Annotated in this window: 11 protein-coding genes and 1 pseudogene; 6 read left to right on the forward strand and 6 right to left on the reverse strand. The window is 67.9% G+C overall.

Annotated elements, in window-relative coordinates; all coding sequences use genetic code 11:
* The first annotated feature begins 35 nt into the window (after positions 1 to 35).
* The 5 genes from CV_RS02270 to CV_RS02290 all read left to right on the forward strand — a co-directional run bounded on the left by CV_RS02270 (position 36) and on the right by CV_RS02290 (position 6,320).
* On the forward strand, positions 36 to 1,556 hold the full coding sequence (locus tag CV_RS02270) for a TolC family protein (RefSeq protein WP_043595321.1): 1,521 nt from the start codon (positions 36 to 38) through the stop codon (positions 1,554 to 1,556).
* A complete protein-coding gene (locus CV_RS02275; RefSeq protein ID WP_011134021.1) occupies positions 1,553 to 2,287 on the forward strand; it encodes an efflux RND transporter periplasmic adaptor subunit in 735 nt (244 codons plus the stop codon). Before CV_RS02270 ends, CV_RS02275 begins: the two co-directional genes overlap by 4 nt.
* Before the next feature lie 7 nt (positions 2,288 to 2,294).
* Positions 2,295 to 3,620 (forward strand): efflux RND transporter periplasmic adaptor subunit, encoded by a 1,326-nt coding sequence (locus CV_RS02280; RefSeq protein ID WP_043595323.1) that lies wholly within the window; start codon positions 2,295 to 2,297, stop codon positions 3,618 to 3,620.
* A gap of 1 nt (position 3,621) precedes the next feature.
* Complete coding sequence (locus tag CV_RS02285) at positions 3,622 to 5,721, forward strand: HlyD family efflux transporter periplasmic adaptor subunit (RefSeq protein WP_172539938.1); 2,100 nt, start codon at positions 3,622 to 3,624, stop codon at positions 5,719 to 5,721.
* A gap of 71 nt (positions 5,722 to 5,792) precedes the next feature.
* A complete protein-coding gene (locus CV_RS02290) occupies positions 5,793 to 6,320 on the forward strand; it encodes a GNAT family N-acetyltransferase (RefSeq protein ID WP_011134023.1) in 528 nt (175 codons plus the stop codon).
* 51 nt (positions 6,321 to 6,371) lie between these two features.
* Here the strand turns inward: CV_RS02290 and CV_RS02295 are convergent, their stop codons facing one another.
* Both CV_RS02295 and CV_RS02300 read right to left on the reverse strand, forming a co-directional pair.
* Positions 6,372 to 6,707, reverse strand: coding sequence for a hypothetical protein (locus tag CV_RS02295; protein ID WP_011134024.1), 336 nt, complete (start codon positions 6,705 to 6,707; stop codon positions 6,372 to 6,374).
* 60 nt (positions 6,708 to 6,767) lie between these two features.
* Positions 6,768 to 7,355 (reverse strand): phage tail protein, encoded by a 588-nt coding sequence (locus tag CV_RS02300; protein WP_011134025.1) that lies wholly within the window; start codon positions 7,353 to 7,355, stop codon positions 6,768 to 6,770.
* A gap of 228 nt (positions 7,356 to 7,583) precedes the next feature.
* On the opposite strand from CV_RS02300, the gene CV_RS02305 reads away from it, so the two are divergent.
* The gene (locus CV_RS02305) at positions 7,584 to 9,857 is read left to right on the forward strand and encodes a DNA internalization-related competence protein ComEC/Rec2 (RefSeq protein ID WP_052278751.1); all 2,274 of its coding nucleotides are present in this window, start codon (positions 7,584 to 7,586) and stop codon (positions 9,855 to 9,857) included.
* Here CV_RS02305 and CV_RS02310 read toward each other — a convergent pair.
* From CV_RS02310 to CV_RS02320, 4 genes and pseudogenes are all read right to left on the reverse strand, one after another.
* Positions 9,841 to 10,734: an ATP-binding response regulator gene (locus CV_RS02310; RefSeq protein WP_011134027.1), complete on the reverse strand. Its 894-nt coding sequence runs from the start codon at positions 10,732 to 10,734 to the stop codon at positions 9,841 to 9,843. The genes CV_RS02305 and CV_RS02310 overlap by 17 nt on opposite strands.
* The gene (locus CV_RS24360; RefSeq protein WP_373983661.1) at positions 10,724 to 11,119 is read right to left on the reverse strand and encodes a sensor histidine kinase; all 396 of its coding nucleotides are present in this window, start codon (positions 11,117 to 11,119) and stop codon (positions 10,724 to 10,726) included. The genes CV_RS02310 and CV_RS24360 overlap by 11 nt, the downstream gene beginning before the upstream one ends.
* A gap of 138 nt (positions 11,120 to 11,257) precedes the next feature.
* Positions 11,258 to 13,300 (reverse strand): annotated as a pseudogene (locus CV_RS02315) (PAS domain S-box protein); the annotation flags it as partial.
* An 11-nt stretch (positions 13,301 to 13,311) separates the two neighbouring features.
* Complete coding sequence (locus CV_RS02320; protein WP_043597182.1) at positions 13,312 to 14,082, reverse strand: ParA family protein; 771 nt, start codon at positions 14,080 to 14,082, stop codon at positions 13,312 to 13,314.
* Positions 14,083 to 14,125: the final 43 nt, after the last annotated feature.

A 14,125-nucleotide genomic window follows, 5' to 3' on the forward strand; every position in this document is an offset into this window, starting at 1 on the left:
GCCCGGCAAACCGACAACGCTCAAGGGGGAGCAATATGCAATCCGATTTTCAGACAAGACCGCGTTCAGGCGGCTTCCGTTTGGCTCCGCTGGCGCTGGCGCTGGCGCTGACAGGCTGCGCGGTGGCGCCGCAGCCGCTGAGTCTGGCCGACCGGCAGGCTCAGCTAGCCGCCGACCGGCAGATCATGTTCGGCAGCCAGGAGGCGGTGACGGCGCCGGTGACGCTGCAGGAGGCGATGGCGCGGGCATTGAAGTACAACCTGGATTACCGGGTGAAACTGATGGAAGAGGCGATGGCGCAGCGGCAGCTGGACCTGTCCAGCCTGGACATGCTGCCCAAGCTCGCGCTGGCCGCCGGCTATACCGCCCGCAGCAAGGACAACGCGTCGTCGTCGCAGAACGTCGCCACCGGCGAGCAATCGCTGGTGCCGTCGATCTCGACCGAGAAGCGCGACCGCACCGCCGATCTGAACCTGAGCTGGAACGTGCTGGATTTCGGCGTCAGCTATTACGCCGCGCAGCAGCAGGCTGATCGGGTGCTGATCCTGGAGCAGCGTAAGCGCAAGGTGGCGCAGCAATTGATGCAGCAGGTGCGCGAGGCCTGGTGGCAGGCCGCCGGCGCCCAGCAGTTGCAGGGGCGGGTCGACGCCCTGTTGAAAGACGCCCAGTCCGCGCTGGAGGACGCGCGGCAGGTGGAGAAGCAGAAGCTGCGCTCGCCGTTGGATGCGCTCAACTACCGGCGCCAGCTGCTGGATGTGATCCGCCAGATGACCGCGGTGCGCAACGCGCTGTCGCAGGCCAAGCCGCGGCTGGCCGCCATCATGAACGTGTCGCCCGGCCAGGATTTTCAGGTGGCGACGCCGTCCGGCATGCCGGTGCCGACGTTGGGAATGGACGTCGAGCATATGGAAGAGATGGCCTTGCTGAACCGGCCGGAAGTGGTCGAGGCGCAGTACAGCAGCCGCATCGGCGCGCTGGAAACCCGCAAGGCCATCGCCAAGCTGCTGCCGGGCTTGGAATTCAGCGTCGGGCAGCATTACGACAGCAACAAATTCCTGGTCAACAATTCTTGGAGCGACGCCGGGCTGCGCATCAGCTGGAACCTGCTCAACCTGTTCAGCGCAGGGCCGATCACCCGCGCCGCGGACGCCCAGAAACAGGTCAGCGATTCGCAGCGGCTGGCGCTGAACATGGCGGTGCTGACCCAGGTTCATGTCGCCTACCTGGATTTCCAGGGCAAGGCCAGGCAGTACCAGTTGGAGCACGAGCTGAGCGGCGTCGACCAGGCCATCTATCAGCAGACCCGCAACGCGGTGGAGAGCGGGGCGTCGGCGCGGCTGCAGGGCATACTCGCCGACGCCAACGCGGTGTTTTCGTCGCTGCGGCTGTACCAGTCCTACGGCGATCTGCAGAACGCCTACGGCCTGATGGGCGCCAGCCTGGGCCTGGATCCGATGCCCGCCACCACCAAGGGATACGATCTGGCCTCGCTGAGCCAGGCGCTGAAGGGCGCGGAGAGCCAGTGGCAGGGCACGGTCTCCGGGGGCAAGCCGTGAGGGCCGCCTGGCTGGTGATCTGCATGTGGTTGCCGCTGGCTGCGGCGGCGCCGACGGGATCGTCGGTGAACGCCGCCGACGGCCGCATCCGCGTGCAGCTGATGTCGCGCCACGCCGTGACCTTGTCCAGCGAGATTCCGGCCAAGATATCCGCGATTCCGGTGGTGGAGGGCGGCAGTTTCCGCCGCGGCCAGGCCTTGGTCGAGTTCGATTGCAGCAGCTACCGCGCCCAGCTGCGCAAGGCCCAGGCTTCGCTGGAGGCGGCCAGCCAGCTGTTGAAAGTGAACAACCAGCTGGCCAAGTACAACTCGGTCGGCACGCTGGAGCTGACCCAGGCCCAGGGCAAAGCCAAGGAGGCGGCCGCCGACGCCAGCTACGCGCAGACGCTCGTGTCCAAGTGCAGCATCGCCGCGCCGTTCGAAGGCCGGGTGGCCAAGCGCAGCGCGGCGGTGCACCAGTACGTGAACCCGGGCAATCCCATCCTGGACATTGTCGACACCGACTCGCTGGAGCTGCGCATGCTGGTGCCGTCCAAATGGCTGGCGACGTTGAAGCCAGGCAGCCGTTTCACGGTGGCTGTGGACGAGCTGGGGGCCAGCTTTCCGGCGCGCATCGAGCGGTTGGGCGCGCAGATCGACCCAGTCAGCCAGACCATACTGGCGATCGGCGTGATAGACGGCAAGGCCGCCAATCTGCTGCCCGGCATGAGCGGCTGGGCCAGCTTCAAGTAGGCCGGCCATGGGACACGCCGACCGCAGCCGGGAACTGGCCACGCTGCTGCAGCTGCTGCACCGCGCCCGGGAAGCCGACGGCGCGGCGCGGCTGGGCTTCGTCATGGTCAACGAGACCCAGCATTTGCTGCCTTATCGCCAGGCTGCGTTCTGGCGAGAGGGCCTGCGCGCGCATGTCGCGGCCTTGTCCGGGCTGGCCGAACCCGACCCCACCGCGCCCTATCTGCAATGGCTGTCCGCCGTGTTCCGCCATTTGGAGAAAGGACGCGCCGACCAGATCAGCGCTTGTTGCGACGCATCGGACCTGCCCGAGCAGCTGGCTGAAGAGTGGCCGCATTGGCTGCCTGAGCATGGACTGTGGCTGAGGCTGGGCGAGCAAGGCGCGCTACTGCTGGCGCGCGACCTGCCATGGAGCGAATACGAGGTCCATCTGGCCGAGGAGTTGTCGCATGGCTATGGCCACGCCTTGCGCCAGTACGCGCCGCGCCGGGACTGGACGGCGCTGGCGAAGGCGTGGCTGCATGCCGGCCCGCGCCGCAAGCGGCTGCTGATCGCCGCGCTGATCGTTGTCTGCTTCCCGGTGCGCCTGAGCGTGCTGGCGCGCGCCGAAGTGGTGCCCAGCGATCCCGTGCTGCTGCGCGCGCCGGTGGCCGGCGTGATAGACAAGGTGGCGGTTTTGCCCAACCAGCCGGTCAAGCGCGGCGCGGGGCTGTTCGACCTTGACGCCACGGTGTTGTCCAGCCAGCTTGCTCTGGCGAAGGAGGAGGCCAGCGCGGCGGAGGAAAGCTTCCGCGCCAGCGCCCAGCTGGCATTGACCGATGACAAGGGCAAGCTCGCTCTGGCGCAGGACAAGGCCAGGCTGGAAGAGAAGGGCATCAACGCCGATTTCGCCGGCCGGGAATTGAAGCGCCTGCATGTCACCGCGCCGGCGGACGGCGTGGTGGTGTTTTCCGACCGCAATGACTGGCAAGGCAAGGCGGTGGCCCAGGGCGAGAAAGTGATGACGCTGGCCGATCCGGCCAAGGTGGAGCTGACCGCCTGGCTGCCGGCGGCGGAGGCGATCGATCTGCAGCCGGGCGGCAAGGTGACGCTGTATCCCAACGCTTCGCCGTTCCAGTCGTACGAGGCTACGCTGCTGCGGATCGCTTACAAGGCCGAGGCCAGCGAGGGCAATCTGCTGGCGTACCGCCTGCAGGCCCGCTTTGTCGGCGGCCAGCGGCTGCCGCTGCTGGGGCAGATGGGCACCGCGCGGGTGTACGGCGACTGGGTTCCGCTGGCGTATTACGTGTTGCGCCGGCCGTTGACTGCCGCGCGGCAGTGGCTGGGCTGGTAGCATGGCCTCCCGCGCACTGCCACCGCTGCGCCAGGAATTGACGCTGCACGCGGGCCCCGACCTGGCGGATGGATCGCCCAGCTGGATGCTGCATGATCCGGCGGCCAACCGTTATTACCAGCTGGGCTGGGCGAGCTTCGAGATGCTGTCGCGCTGGACGCTGGGCAGCGGCGCGGCGGTGCTGGAGGCGGTCAATGCCGAAACCACGCTGCATCTGGGCGAGGACGATCTGGCGGAGCTGCTGCGCTTCCTGTCGCTGCACCAACTGCTGCAGGCGGTGGACAGCGACTGGCTGTGGCGCGTCCGCCAGGCGGGCCGGCCAAGCCATGCGATGTGGCTGTTGAAGAACTATCTGTTCTTCCGCATTCCCCTGCTCAGGCCGGAGGCCTGGCTCAATCGCCTGCTGCCCTGGTGCGGCTGGCTGTTCCGGCCCGCATTCTGGTGGGCGATGGCCGGCGTCGCGCTGCTGGGCCTGGCGCTGGTCTCTCGCCGCTGGGACGAGTTTACCCACACGTTTTCCGGCTATGGCGGCTGGACGGCCGCGCTGGGCATCGCGGCGTCGCTGAGCCTGGCCAAGATGTCGCATGAATTGGGCCATGCGTTGACCGCCCGCCATTTCGGTTGCCGGGTGCCGGCGATGGGCGTGGCCTTCCTGGTGATGGTGCCGGTGTTGTACACCGACACCAACGACGCCTGGAAGCTGCCTTCCCGCCGCCAGCGGCTGCTGATCGGCGCGGCGGGCATGCTGACCGAACTGACGCTGGCGGCCTGGGCTACGCTGGCCTGGTGCGCGCTGCCGGAAGGGCCGCTGCGCGCCGGGGCTTTCCTGCTGGCTTCCACCACCTGGCTGGCCACGCTGGCCGTCAACTCCAGCCCCTTCATGCGTTTCGACGGCTATTTCCTGCTGTCGGACTGGCTGGGCGTGCCCAATCTGCACGCGCGCGCTTTCGCGCTGGCGCGCTGGCAGCTGCGGCGCTGGCTGCTGGGGCTGGACGACCCCGTTCCGGAGCGCTTCCCGCCGGCCCGCCAGCGCGGCCTGATCCTGTTCGCCTGGGCGACCTGGCTGTATCGCCTGGTGTTGTTCACCTCGATCGCCCTGCTGGTCTACCACATGTTCTTCAAGGCGCTGGGCCTGCTGTTGCTGTTCGTCGAGCTGGGCTGGTTCATCGCCAGGCCCATCGTCGGCGAGGTCTCCGCGTGGTGGGGGCGGCGCGCCGATTTGCGTTGGCGGATGGAGACCCGCCGCAGCGCCGCTTTTCTGGGGCTGACGCTGCTGTTCCTGATCCTGCCGTGGCAGAGCGAGCTGTCCAGCCCCGCGGTGATGGGAGCGGCCCAGTCGCAGGGCTTGTACGCGCCGGAGGCCGCCGTGGTGTCCGAAGTGAGCGTGCGCGAGGGGCAGCGGGTGAAGGCCGGCCAGGCGCTGGCCAGGCTGGCGTCGCCGCAGTTGGACCAGCGTCTGGCGCTGGCCAGGGTAGTCGAAGCGGATCTGGCCTGGCAGGTGGCGCAGCAGTCTTTCAACAGCGATTTGCAGAGCAAGGGCACGGCCTTGCAGCAGCAATGGCAGGCGGCGCGCCAGCAGGTGGCGGGCCTGCAGAGCCAGCAGGCCAGGCTTGTGCTGACGGCGCCGTTTCCAGGCCGAGTGGCCGATGTCAGCGAGGCGTTGAGGAGTGGTACCGTGGTGAGCCAGGGCGAGCGCCTGCTGCAGGTGGTGGGCGGCGTTGGCGCGCGCGGCGAAGCCTATGTCGATGAGGATGGCCTGGCCGGCTTGCGCCGGGGCGACGCCGCGCGTTTCGTGCCGGACAGCGGCGAGACCTGGGCCATTGCCTGCCGGCTGGGGCCGATAGACCGCCTCAACCAGGCCGTGCTGGAACAGCCCTTGCTGGCATCCGTGTACGGCGGGCCGATCCCGGTAGAGCAGCGCGAGCATGATTTGGTGCCGCTGCGCGCGATTTTCCGGGTCCGTCTGGAGAACTGCGACCGGCAAGCGGCGCCGCTGCGGGAAATGCCCGGTTGGGCGCGGCTGAGCGGCCAGCGCTACAGTCTGCTGTCGCTGGGGTGGCGCAGGCTGGCGGCCGTGTTGGAGCGCGAGGCTGGGCTGTAGACCACGTTTTGGGCCGCGGCCGGCCCGCCGCGCGCGAAGTCCGATTTCCATAACCCGACAAGGAGTCCCACTTGGCTACCGAGCTCCATTTTTCCTCGCTGTGCCAGTCTGTGTCCCTGCGTCCCGCGCGCCAGGCAGACGCGCCGTGCATCGATCGCATTTACCGCAGCGCGCGTCCCGATCTGCAGTGGATAGACGGCGACGCCGAATTGATAGACTCGGTCCAGCGCCAGCAGCTCCAGGTGTTGCAGCAGGGGACGGGGCACCATTATCCCAACGCGATGCACTTCATCGTCGAAAAGGCGGGAAGCGCGGTCGGCGCAGTGATGGTCGATTTCGGCCCCAACGAAGTGCGGATCATCTTCCTGGCCATGCTGCCGGAGGCCCGCGGCCAGGGCTACGGCAAGGCCGTGCTGCAGGGCTTGCAGCAGGCGGCGCGGCAGGTGGGCGCGCCGCTGGCCGCCGTGGTCTGGCACAACAACGGCGAGGCGCGCCGCGTCTACCAATCGCTGGGTTTCGTGCAGGAGGAGGCTGGGGCGATGGCCGACAAGCTGGTGTGGCACCCGCAAGGGTCGCGGGTGATGGTTGGGGCCGGCTGAGGCCGGCGTTCCCGGTTGCGCGGGGGCGGACGGCGTCCGCCCGGGACGCCGTCAGTTGAATGGCAGCTGGAAATAGCAATACCGCCGGTCGCGGCCCATCGCGCCGGTGCGGCTGATCCACACATCATCCAGCGTGCGGGCCGGCGATTCGCCAGCCGCCGGCAGTTGCAGCTGGCCGACGGCGTCGACCAGCTCCGTATTCGCGGTGGCGACCAGCTCCACCACGAACGGAGTGCGCTCGGTGCCTTCCCGTCCCGGCACTTGGGACAGGGGCTTCTGCCGTATCGACTGCACCTGCAACTCCACTTCCGGCCACGGCGCCGCATGGAAGCGGCAGCATTGCCCGATCAGAGGCGCGAAATCCTCGCTGCTCAGCGTATCCAGCATGATATTCCCCTTGTATGGCGAAGCCGGCGGGGCCGATGCGCTCCGCCGGCGTGTTGCTGTTTATTGTCGAGTCGGGAACAGGCCTTGGACCGCGATGCAGAAGTTCAGCGCCAGGAAGGGGTTGAGCACGCTGACCGGGGTGGTGCCGCCGGCCACGTCGGTGTTGCCGCTCAGACCCAGGCCCTTGACGGTGACCGGGCTTTCCAGTTGCTGGCTCCAGATGGTGGCGAGGCCGGTGCCGCCGCCGGAGGCGCCCAGGTAGGGGTTGCTGGTGCTGGGTGTGCTGGCGGGCGGATTGGGGTTGGCCACGGTGGAGGCCTGGAAGCTGACGTTGACCGCCGAGGTGCCGTGGGCATGGAGCGGCATGTTGGAGGTCAGCAGCGCGACGGTTTGCTGGCCGCCGAAGTTGCCGATCGCGTAGGACGGCAGGTTGTAGGTGGGTTGAGCCGGGCCGATGCTGATCGGCATCCGTCCACACAAGTTGGGCAATTGAAAGTTGGTGCTGCCGTTGCCGCCGTAGTGGTTGCCGATCACGGCGAACAGCGCCTGGTTTTGGCTGACTTGCAGCGTTTGGCCCTGGCATTGCGCCCAGTCGACCGGGGGATAGTCAAAGGCAAAGGGGATAATGCTGCCGATATAAGCTTCCACGTTCGCTCCTTCGTCAGATGATCCCGTCGGCAACGTGCCGGCAGGGTGAGAAATGCCTGTCGTTGACATAGGTTTAGCCCATTGGGTTTTAAATTCAATCGACATTGGCCTTTGTTTTGCCTGGTAGTTTTACTTAGGGGAGGCGAGCCGAGCATGCGGAAAGCGCCGGCGGATCGCACCGGAAGTTCGCAAGCGACCATGATTCCGGAGGCTCGAGCCAGCGGGAATATGTCGTGCTGGATGGCCTGGGTGGCCGGCATCGTCGTCTGCGCTTTCCTGCCATCGTTGCCTGATCCCCGGTGGCTGGCGGCGGCGGCGGGGCTGGCCGCCGCGCCTGCGCTGCGGTTTCGTTCTCGGCCATGGGCGCGCCATGCCAGCATGCTCGCCTTGTGCCTGCTGATGGGGTTGGGATACGCCGCGCTTCGCGCGCAGTGGCGGCTGGAGCAGGCGTTGCCGCCCGCGTGGTGGCAGAAGCCGGTGGAGATGGTCGCCACGGTCAGGGGCCTGCCCGATCCCGGCGAGTACGGCGTTCGGCTGGTGCTGGAAGTGGAGCGGACGCTGACGCCGGGCGTGGCGCTGCCGGAGCGGGTGCAACTGCACGATTACCAGCGGCGCGACTGGCCGCCCGGCAGCCGCTGGCAGCTGGGCGCGCGTTTCAAGCCGCGGCGCGGCAGCGCCAACGCCTTCGGTTTCGACGCCGAGCGCTGGCTCTGGTCGGAAGGTCTGCTCGCCGGCGGTTCGGCGGGCAAGGCGCGGCAGCGTCTGCAGGACCGCGGCGATCTGATGGCCTGGGTGGACCGCTGGCGGGGCGGCCAAGTCGCCCGCATCGAGCGGGTCTTGGGCGCCGGGCGCGAATCGGCCTTGGTGGCGGCGCTGACCGTCGGCGCGCAGCAGCGCGTCGCGCGCGAAGATTGGCAGCTGTTCGCCGCCACGGGCTTGACTCATATCGTTTCCGTGTCCGGCCTGCACATCACGATGCTGGCGGGGCTGGCTGCCTGGGTTTGCGCTCGGTTGGTGAGGCGGATTCCGGGGCTGCGCGCGCCCAGGGTGGCGACGGCGATGCTGGCGCTGGCGGCGGCGGCGCTGTATTCGCTGCTGGCCGGCTTCACGGTGCCGACCCAGCGCACGCTGTTCATGCTGGCGGTGGGCGGCGCCTGCTTGCTGTGGCGCCGCCAGCTGTCGCCGTTCCAGGCCTGGTGGCTGGCGCTGGCTGCGGTGTTGCTGCTGGACCCGTTTTCGGCGCTGACGCCCGGCTTGTGGCTGTCCTTCGGCCTGGTCGCGGCATTGATGTTCAGCTCGCTGGCTCGGCGTCAGCCTGCCGCCGGCTGGCGGGCCGCCGCCGCGGGACAGTGGGCGGCCGGCATCGCCAGCCTGGCGCCGCTGGCGGCGATGTTCGGCGGTTTTCCCCTGCTGTCGCCGCTGGCCAACGCGCTGGCGATTCCCTATGTCTCCGTTCTGCTGACGCCCTTGTCGCTGCTGGCGGTGGCTTTGCCGTGGGATGGGGGGCTGCAGCTTGCGGCTTGGCTGGTGCGGGGCTTCTACTGGCTGGTGGAGGCGCTGGCGAGGGGACCGGCCTGGCATGTGGCGGGAACGCCGTGGCCGCTGCTGGCTCTTGCCGCGGCCGGCAGCGTCTGGCTGATCGCGCCGCGCGCCGTGCCAGGCAAAACGCTGGCCGGGCTGCTGTTGCTGCCCATGCTGGTGTACCGGCCGCCCGGGCCTGGCTGGGGCGCGGCGCGCGCCACGGTGCTGGATGTGGGGCAAGGCCTGTCGGTGCTGGTGCAGACCGAGAGCCACGCGCTGTTGTTCGACACCGGGGCGGGCGAGGCCGGCCGCGTGGTGCTGCCGCAGCTGCGGGGGCTGGGCGTGGACCGGCTGGACGCCTTGCTGCTGTCTCACCACGATAGCGACCATGACGGCGCGGCGGCAGGGGTGAGGGCGGCGCTGCCGGTGGCGCGGGTGCTGGCGGGGCAGCCGCAGTCCATGTCCGGCGCGACGGTGTGCGCGCAGGGACAGGGCTGGGACTGGGATGGCGTCCGTTTCGACATGCTGGGGCCGCCTCCAGGCTGGGTCGCCGACGAGGACAACGCCCGCAGCTGCGTGATGCGAGTGGCCACGGCGCGGCAGGCGCTGCTGTTGAGCGGCGACGCGCCGGCGCGGCTGGAGGAGGCGCTGGCCGCGCAAGCGGGGGTGAAGCTGGCCAGCAGCGTCCTGGTCGCCGGCCACCATGGCAGCCGCACCGCCAGCAGCGAGGTGTGGCTGAGGGCGGCGAGGCCCCGCGTGGCGGTGATCAGCGCCGGGCATCTGAACCGCTACCGCCATCCGCATCCGTCGGTGCTGGAGCGGTTGAGGCAGAAGGGCGCCGCCGTGCTGCGCACCGACCTGGACGGCGCGTTGACGCTGGAAATGGGAGAGACGCTGGCCTGGCGCTGCCTGCGGCGCGAGCAGCCGCGTTACTGGCGCGAGGCCGGCCCCTGCGGCGAGTCGGTCAGTCTTCCTGATTGACCAGCGCGACCACGCGGTTGCCCTTGCCCTGGTAGCGCAGGTCGTCGAAGGACAGCTTGCGCGCGATCAGGATGCCGCGGCCGTGGCTGTTCATCAGCGAAGACGGCTCCGCATCCTGGTAGTACGCCCAGTCGAAGCCCGGTCCCATGTCCTCGATCGCGAACTGCAGCTGCGTGCCCTGGTGGGAGAATTCCACGGTGACTTCGCGGTCCAGATACTCCGGCGCCTGCAGCCGGCTTTCCAGCTCCTGCTCCCAGCGGCCGTTGGCGATCAGCTGGCTTTTCTGCTCGTAGCTGATCTCCAGGTTGCCGTGTTCGATCGCGTTGACCAGCAGCTCGAACAGGCCGGTGGCCACGCGCTCCGGCTGCCGGCAGGTCTTGGCCAGCAAGGCGGTGATCGCTTGCGCCTCGCGGTGGTTGCGGCAGCGGAAGGTGGCGGCGCGCAGGTGCTTGAGCGCGTCGACGTGCAGGTTGGCCAGCTCGCGGAAGCGTGCGTAGCGGTCCCAGTGGCCGACGGCGGCGCCGACGATGGCCAGCAGCATGTCGCGGGAGAACGGCTTGGTCAGGTAGTAGAAGGCGCCGGCCGCCAGGCCTTCCTGCACGCTGGCGGCCGCGCCCATCGCCGTCTGCATGATCACGGGCAGGAACTCCAGCCGGGGTTCCGCCTTGATCTTCTTCAGCACGTCGAAGCCGCTCATGCCGGGCATCATCTTGTCCAGCAGCACGGTTGAGTATTGCTCGCCCTCTTGCGACAGGATGTCCCAGGCGATCTCCCCGTTTTCCGCCTGGCGGGTTTCATAGCCGGCGTCCTGCAGTAGTTCCGCCATCAATTCCAGGTTGAAGGGTTCGTCGTCGACCAGCAGGAGTTTATGAGACATCGGAGTCTTCCTTCTCTAGCTGAAAATGGCAGGGGATCGCGAAAGTGAAGATGGCGCCTCCCCCGGGCAGGTTGCCGGCGGTGATCCAGCCGCGGTGGGCATGCACGATTTCGCGGCTGATGGCCAGGCCCAGGCCGGTGCCGCCGGCGCCGGTCTTGGTGGTGCTGCTCTGGATGAATTTGTCGAAAATGGTTTCCAGCTCTTTTTCCGGAATCCCGGGGCCCCGGTCCTCGACGCTCGCCATGATCCAGTCGGCGCCGTCCCGCTCGGTCTGTTGCGCCTGGATCCGGATTTCCGAGCCGGCGGGGCTGAACTTGATCGCGTTGGACAGCAGGTTGCGTATCACCTGTCCGATGCGGAAGGGGTCCAGATCGGCCGCCAGCATTTCCGGTTCGCAGTTGAGTTTCAGCTGGATCTGGCTGCGTGCGGCCAGCGGCGTCATCTCGTCGCAGGCCTCGCGCAGGCATTGCGTCAGGTTGCCGCGGCCGATCGCGTACTCCATCCGGCCCACTTCCATCTTGGCCATGTCCAGCAGGTCGTTGAGCAGCGTCAGCAGCCGGTTGCCGCTGGTGTTGATGCGGGCGAAGTATTGTTCGAGCTTGGCGTCATCCAGGCTCTGGGAGCGCAGCTGGCCCATTTCGGTGAAGCCCAGGATGGCGTGCAGCGGCGTGCGCAGCTCGTGCGACATATTGGCCAGGAACTCGGTTTTGGCGCGGCTGGTTTCCTCGGCCAGGATCTTGGCATGCCGCAGCGTCTCTTCCACCGCGCGCTGCGCCGAAATGTCCTGGTAGACCCAGATGGTGCCGAGCTTGGGCACCGAGGGATTCACCGCGCGGCCGTGCAGCCGGCACCAGAACAGCTGCCCCTTGCCGGTGCGCAGCTTGACTTCGGTCTGCACCACCTTGCCGTCGTTGAGCAGGCTGTACAGCGCCTTGCCGGTGCGCTCCCACTGCTCGGGGTTTTCGAAGTAGGGCATGGTGGGCTGGCCGATCACGTCCATGCCCTGCTGCTGGAACAGCTCCAGAAAGGCGTGGTTCACCTGGCGCAGATGGCGGTCGACGATGTAGGCCATCGCCAGCGGGCTGGCGTCCAGCAAGGCCGCCAGTTGGCGGCTCTGCACCTCCACTTGTTCGGCCAGGCTGTTCTTGAGGCGGATCAGCGCCTCTTCCTGTTCCTTGCGGCGCGAGATGTCGCGGCACACGGTGACGTAGAACCAGTCGTCCGGCATCACCACCCGGCTCAAGGACAGCTCCACCGGCAGCTTCTGGGCGTCGCTGCGCAGCAGGCTGGCCTCGAACGGCCGGCCCTCGTGGCGTTGGGCGGTCTGTTCGAACGGATGGTCGGGCTCGGGATTGTAAAGCTCCGGAAACAGCACGCCCGCGGGAAGGTTTTCCAGCGATTGGGCGCTTTGCTCCACCAGCTTGGCCGCGGCCGGATTGGCCTGGATGATGTGGCCGCTGCGGTCGATCAGGATGATGGCGTCGGAGCTGGCCTGCAGGATCGCGCGCTGGCGGGCCTCGCTCTGCGCCAGCGCCTGCTCGGACTGTTCCCGGTCGTTGATCTGCTCGCGCAGCGTGCGGTCGCGCTCCTGCAGCTGCTGGAAGAGATCCGCCGAGAGCTTTTCCTGTTTCAGGCTGGAACGCAACTGCCGCTGCAGCTGCAGCAGGAACAGCATCAGCACCAGGGTCGACGCCGCCAGGATGGTCCAGGCGACGGACCCCAGTTGGGGACGTACCGGTTGCAGCGCGTAGGCGCCCAGCTGCAGTTCGGTGCCGCCCACCGAGCTGAGGCGCGAGAAAATCGGGGAGTCGGTCGGCAGCGGACGGCCCGGCACCGAGTCGAGCAAGGGCGTGTCCGGCTGGCTCTTGCTCCAGACCAGCAGGCGGACGTGATGTAGAGGATTGCCGCTGATCAGTTCGGTATTGATCGGCTGTATCAGCTTGTCCTGCCGCAGGTGAAGCAGCAGCAGGGTATGGTCATTGCCGAGGCGGGTGACGACATCCAGGCGCGGCGCGCCGGCGTCCAGAGGCTGGCCGGACAGCAGCATGGGCTGGTCGCTGCGGCGGGCCAGGTCCAGCACCCATTTGGCGTTGCCGCGATGGCTGAGGTCCAGGCCCTGGGGCAGCGCGTTGGCGTCGTCGGGCAGGTAGCTGGCCACCGGGTAATACTGCAGCTGGACGGGGCTGGGCTGCAGGTGCTGGCTCTGCAGGAAGCGGATGCCGGTGGCGATGCGGTTCTCGAACGCGGCGCGGCGGTTTTGCTCCACCAGCTCCACGGTGCCGATGCCGGCGAACACGCTGTCGTCGCGGACGACGCGGCGGGCGAGGTCGGTCAGGCCGCGCGAGGGATCGGCGCCGGCCAGTTGCTGGGCCAGCATGCGGGAATGCTCCAGCGCGTTCTGTATCTGCAGGACCACGATGCCGGTGCCCAGCGAGCCCCAATGCTGCAGCTGCTGCTGGCGCTCGTCCCTGTCGTGTTCCAGCAGCAGCCAGTATTCGCCCAGCAGCAGGCCCAGGCCCAGCAGGCAGCACAGCAGCAGCGAGGTGAGGCGGTTCAACCTCGGCATGGGATCCCTCGTCAGCGATCGCTCAACTCTTGATACAGTGCCTCGAATTCACGGGACAGCTTGTGGCGCGGGTCCAGATAAATCATCGGCCGCGCGGCCTGGTGCGATTCGCGGATCTTGACCGAGGCCGACAACGGCGAGGCCAGCACCGGCAGGCCCTCCGCCTTCAGCTCGTCCACCAGCCGCACCGGCAGGCTGGCGCGCGGCTGGAACTGGTTCACCACGATGCCTTCGATGAACAGTTCGGGATTATGGTCGGCTCGAATCTCGTCGGCGCTTTCCTTCAGGTTATAGAGCGCGTGGCGCGAGAACGCATCGCAATCGAAAGGGATCAGGCAGCGGTCGGCGGCGATCAGCGCCGAGCGGGTGTAGAAATTCAGCGCCGGCGGGGTGTCTATCCAGATTTCGTCGTAAAGCGGCGCCAACTGGTCCAGCGCCTCCTTCAGCTTGAACATCTTGTAGCGCGATTCCAGCTTGGCCATCAGCTCGGACAGCTCGGGGTGCGAGGCCAGCAGCGACAGGCCGGCGATGCCGGGGTCGCGGACGAATTCATGCGGCTCCTTGGCGAACAGCGAGATATTGAGCATTTGCTGGAACAGATCCGCCACGCTGGGGCCGGCTTGGCCGGCGGCGGCGCCCAGCAGGTAGTGGCTGGCGTTGCCCTGCGGGTCCAGGTCGATCAGCAGCACGCGCCGGCCGCGGCTGGCCGCCACCGCCGCCAGGTTGACGGCGATGGTGGACTTGCCCACCCCGCCTTTCTGATTGAATACCACGCGTCGGATGGTCATGGTGACTCCTGTTGTTGGGCGGCGCCGCAGACGGGGG

It is taken from the genome of Chromobacterium violaceum ATCC 12472, assembly GCF_000007705.1.
Classification (GTDB): Bacteria; Pseudomonadota; Gammaproteobacteria; order Burkholderiales; family Chromobacteriaceae; genus Chromobacterium; species Chromobacterium violaceum.

Bases quoted from the DNA above. Each gene is read 5' to 3' on its own strand.
- CV_RS02310 (WP_011134027.1), bottom strand. From the start codon at position 10,734: ATGTCTCATAAACTCCTGCTGGTCGACGACGAACCCTTCAACCTGGAA.
- CV_RS02305 (WP_052278751.1), top strand. From the start codon at position 7,584: ATGTCGTGCTGGATGGCCTGGGTGGCCGGCATCGTCGTCTGCGCTTTC.
- CV_RS02270 (WP_043595321.1), top strand. From the start codon at position 36: ATGCAATCCGATTTTCAGACAAGACCGCGTTCAGGCGGCTTCCGTTTG.
- CV_RS02295 (WP_011134024.1), bottom strand. From the start codon at position 6,707: ATGCTGGATACGCTGAGCAGCGAGGATTTCGCGCCTCTGATCGGGCAA.
- CV_RS02285 (WP_172539938.1), top strand. From the start codon at position 3,622: ATGGCCTCCCGCGCACTGCCACCGCTGCGCCAGGAATTGACGCTGCAC.
- CV_RS02280 (WP_043595323.1), top strand. From the start codon at position 2,295: ATGGGACACGCCGACCGCAGCCGGGAACTGGCCACGCTGCTGCAGCTG.
- CV_RS24360 (WP_373983661.1), bottom strand. From the start codon at position 11,119: ATGCTGGCGGCCGATCTGGACCCCTTCCGCATCGGACAGGTGATACGC.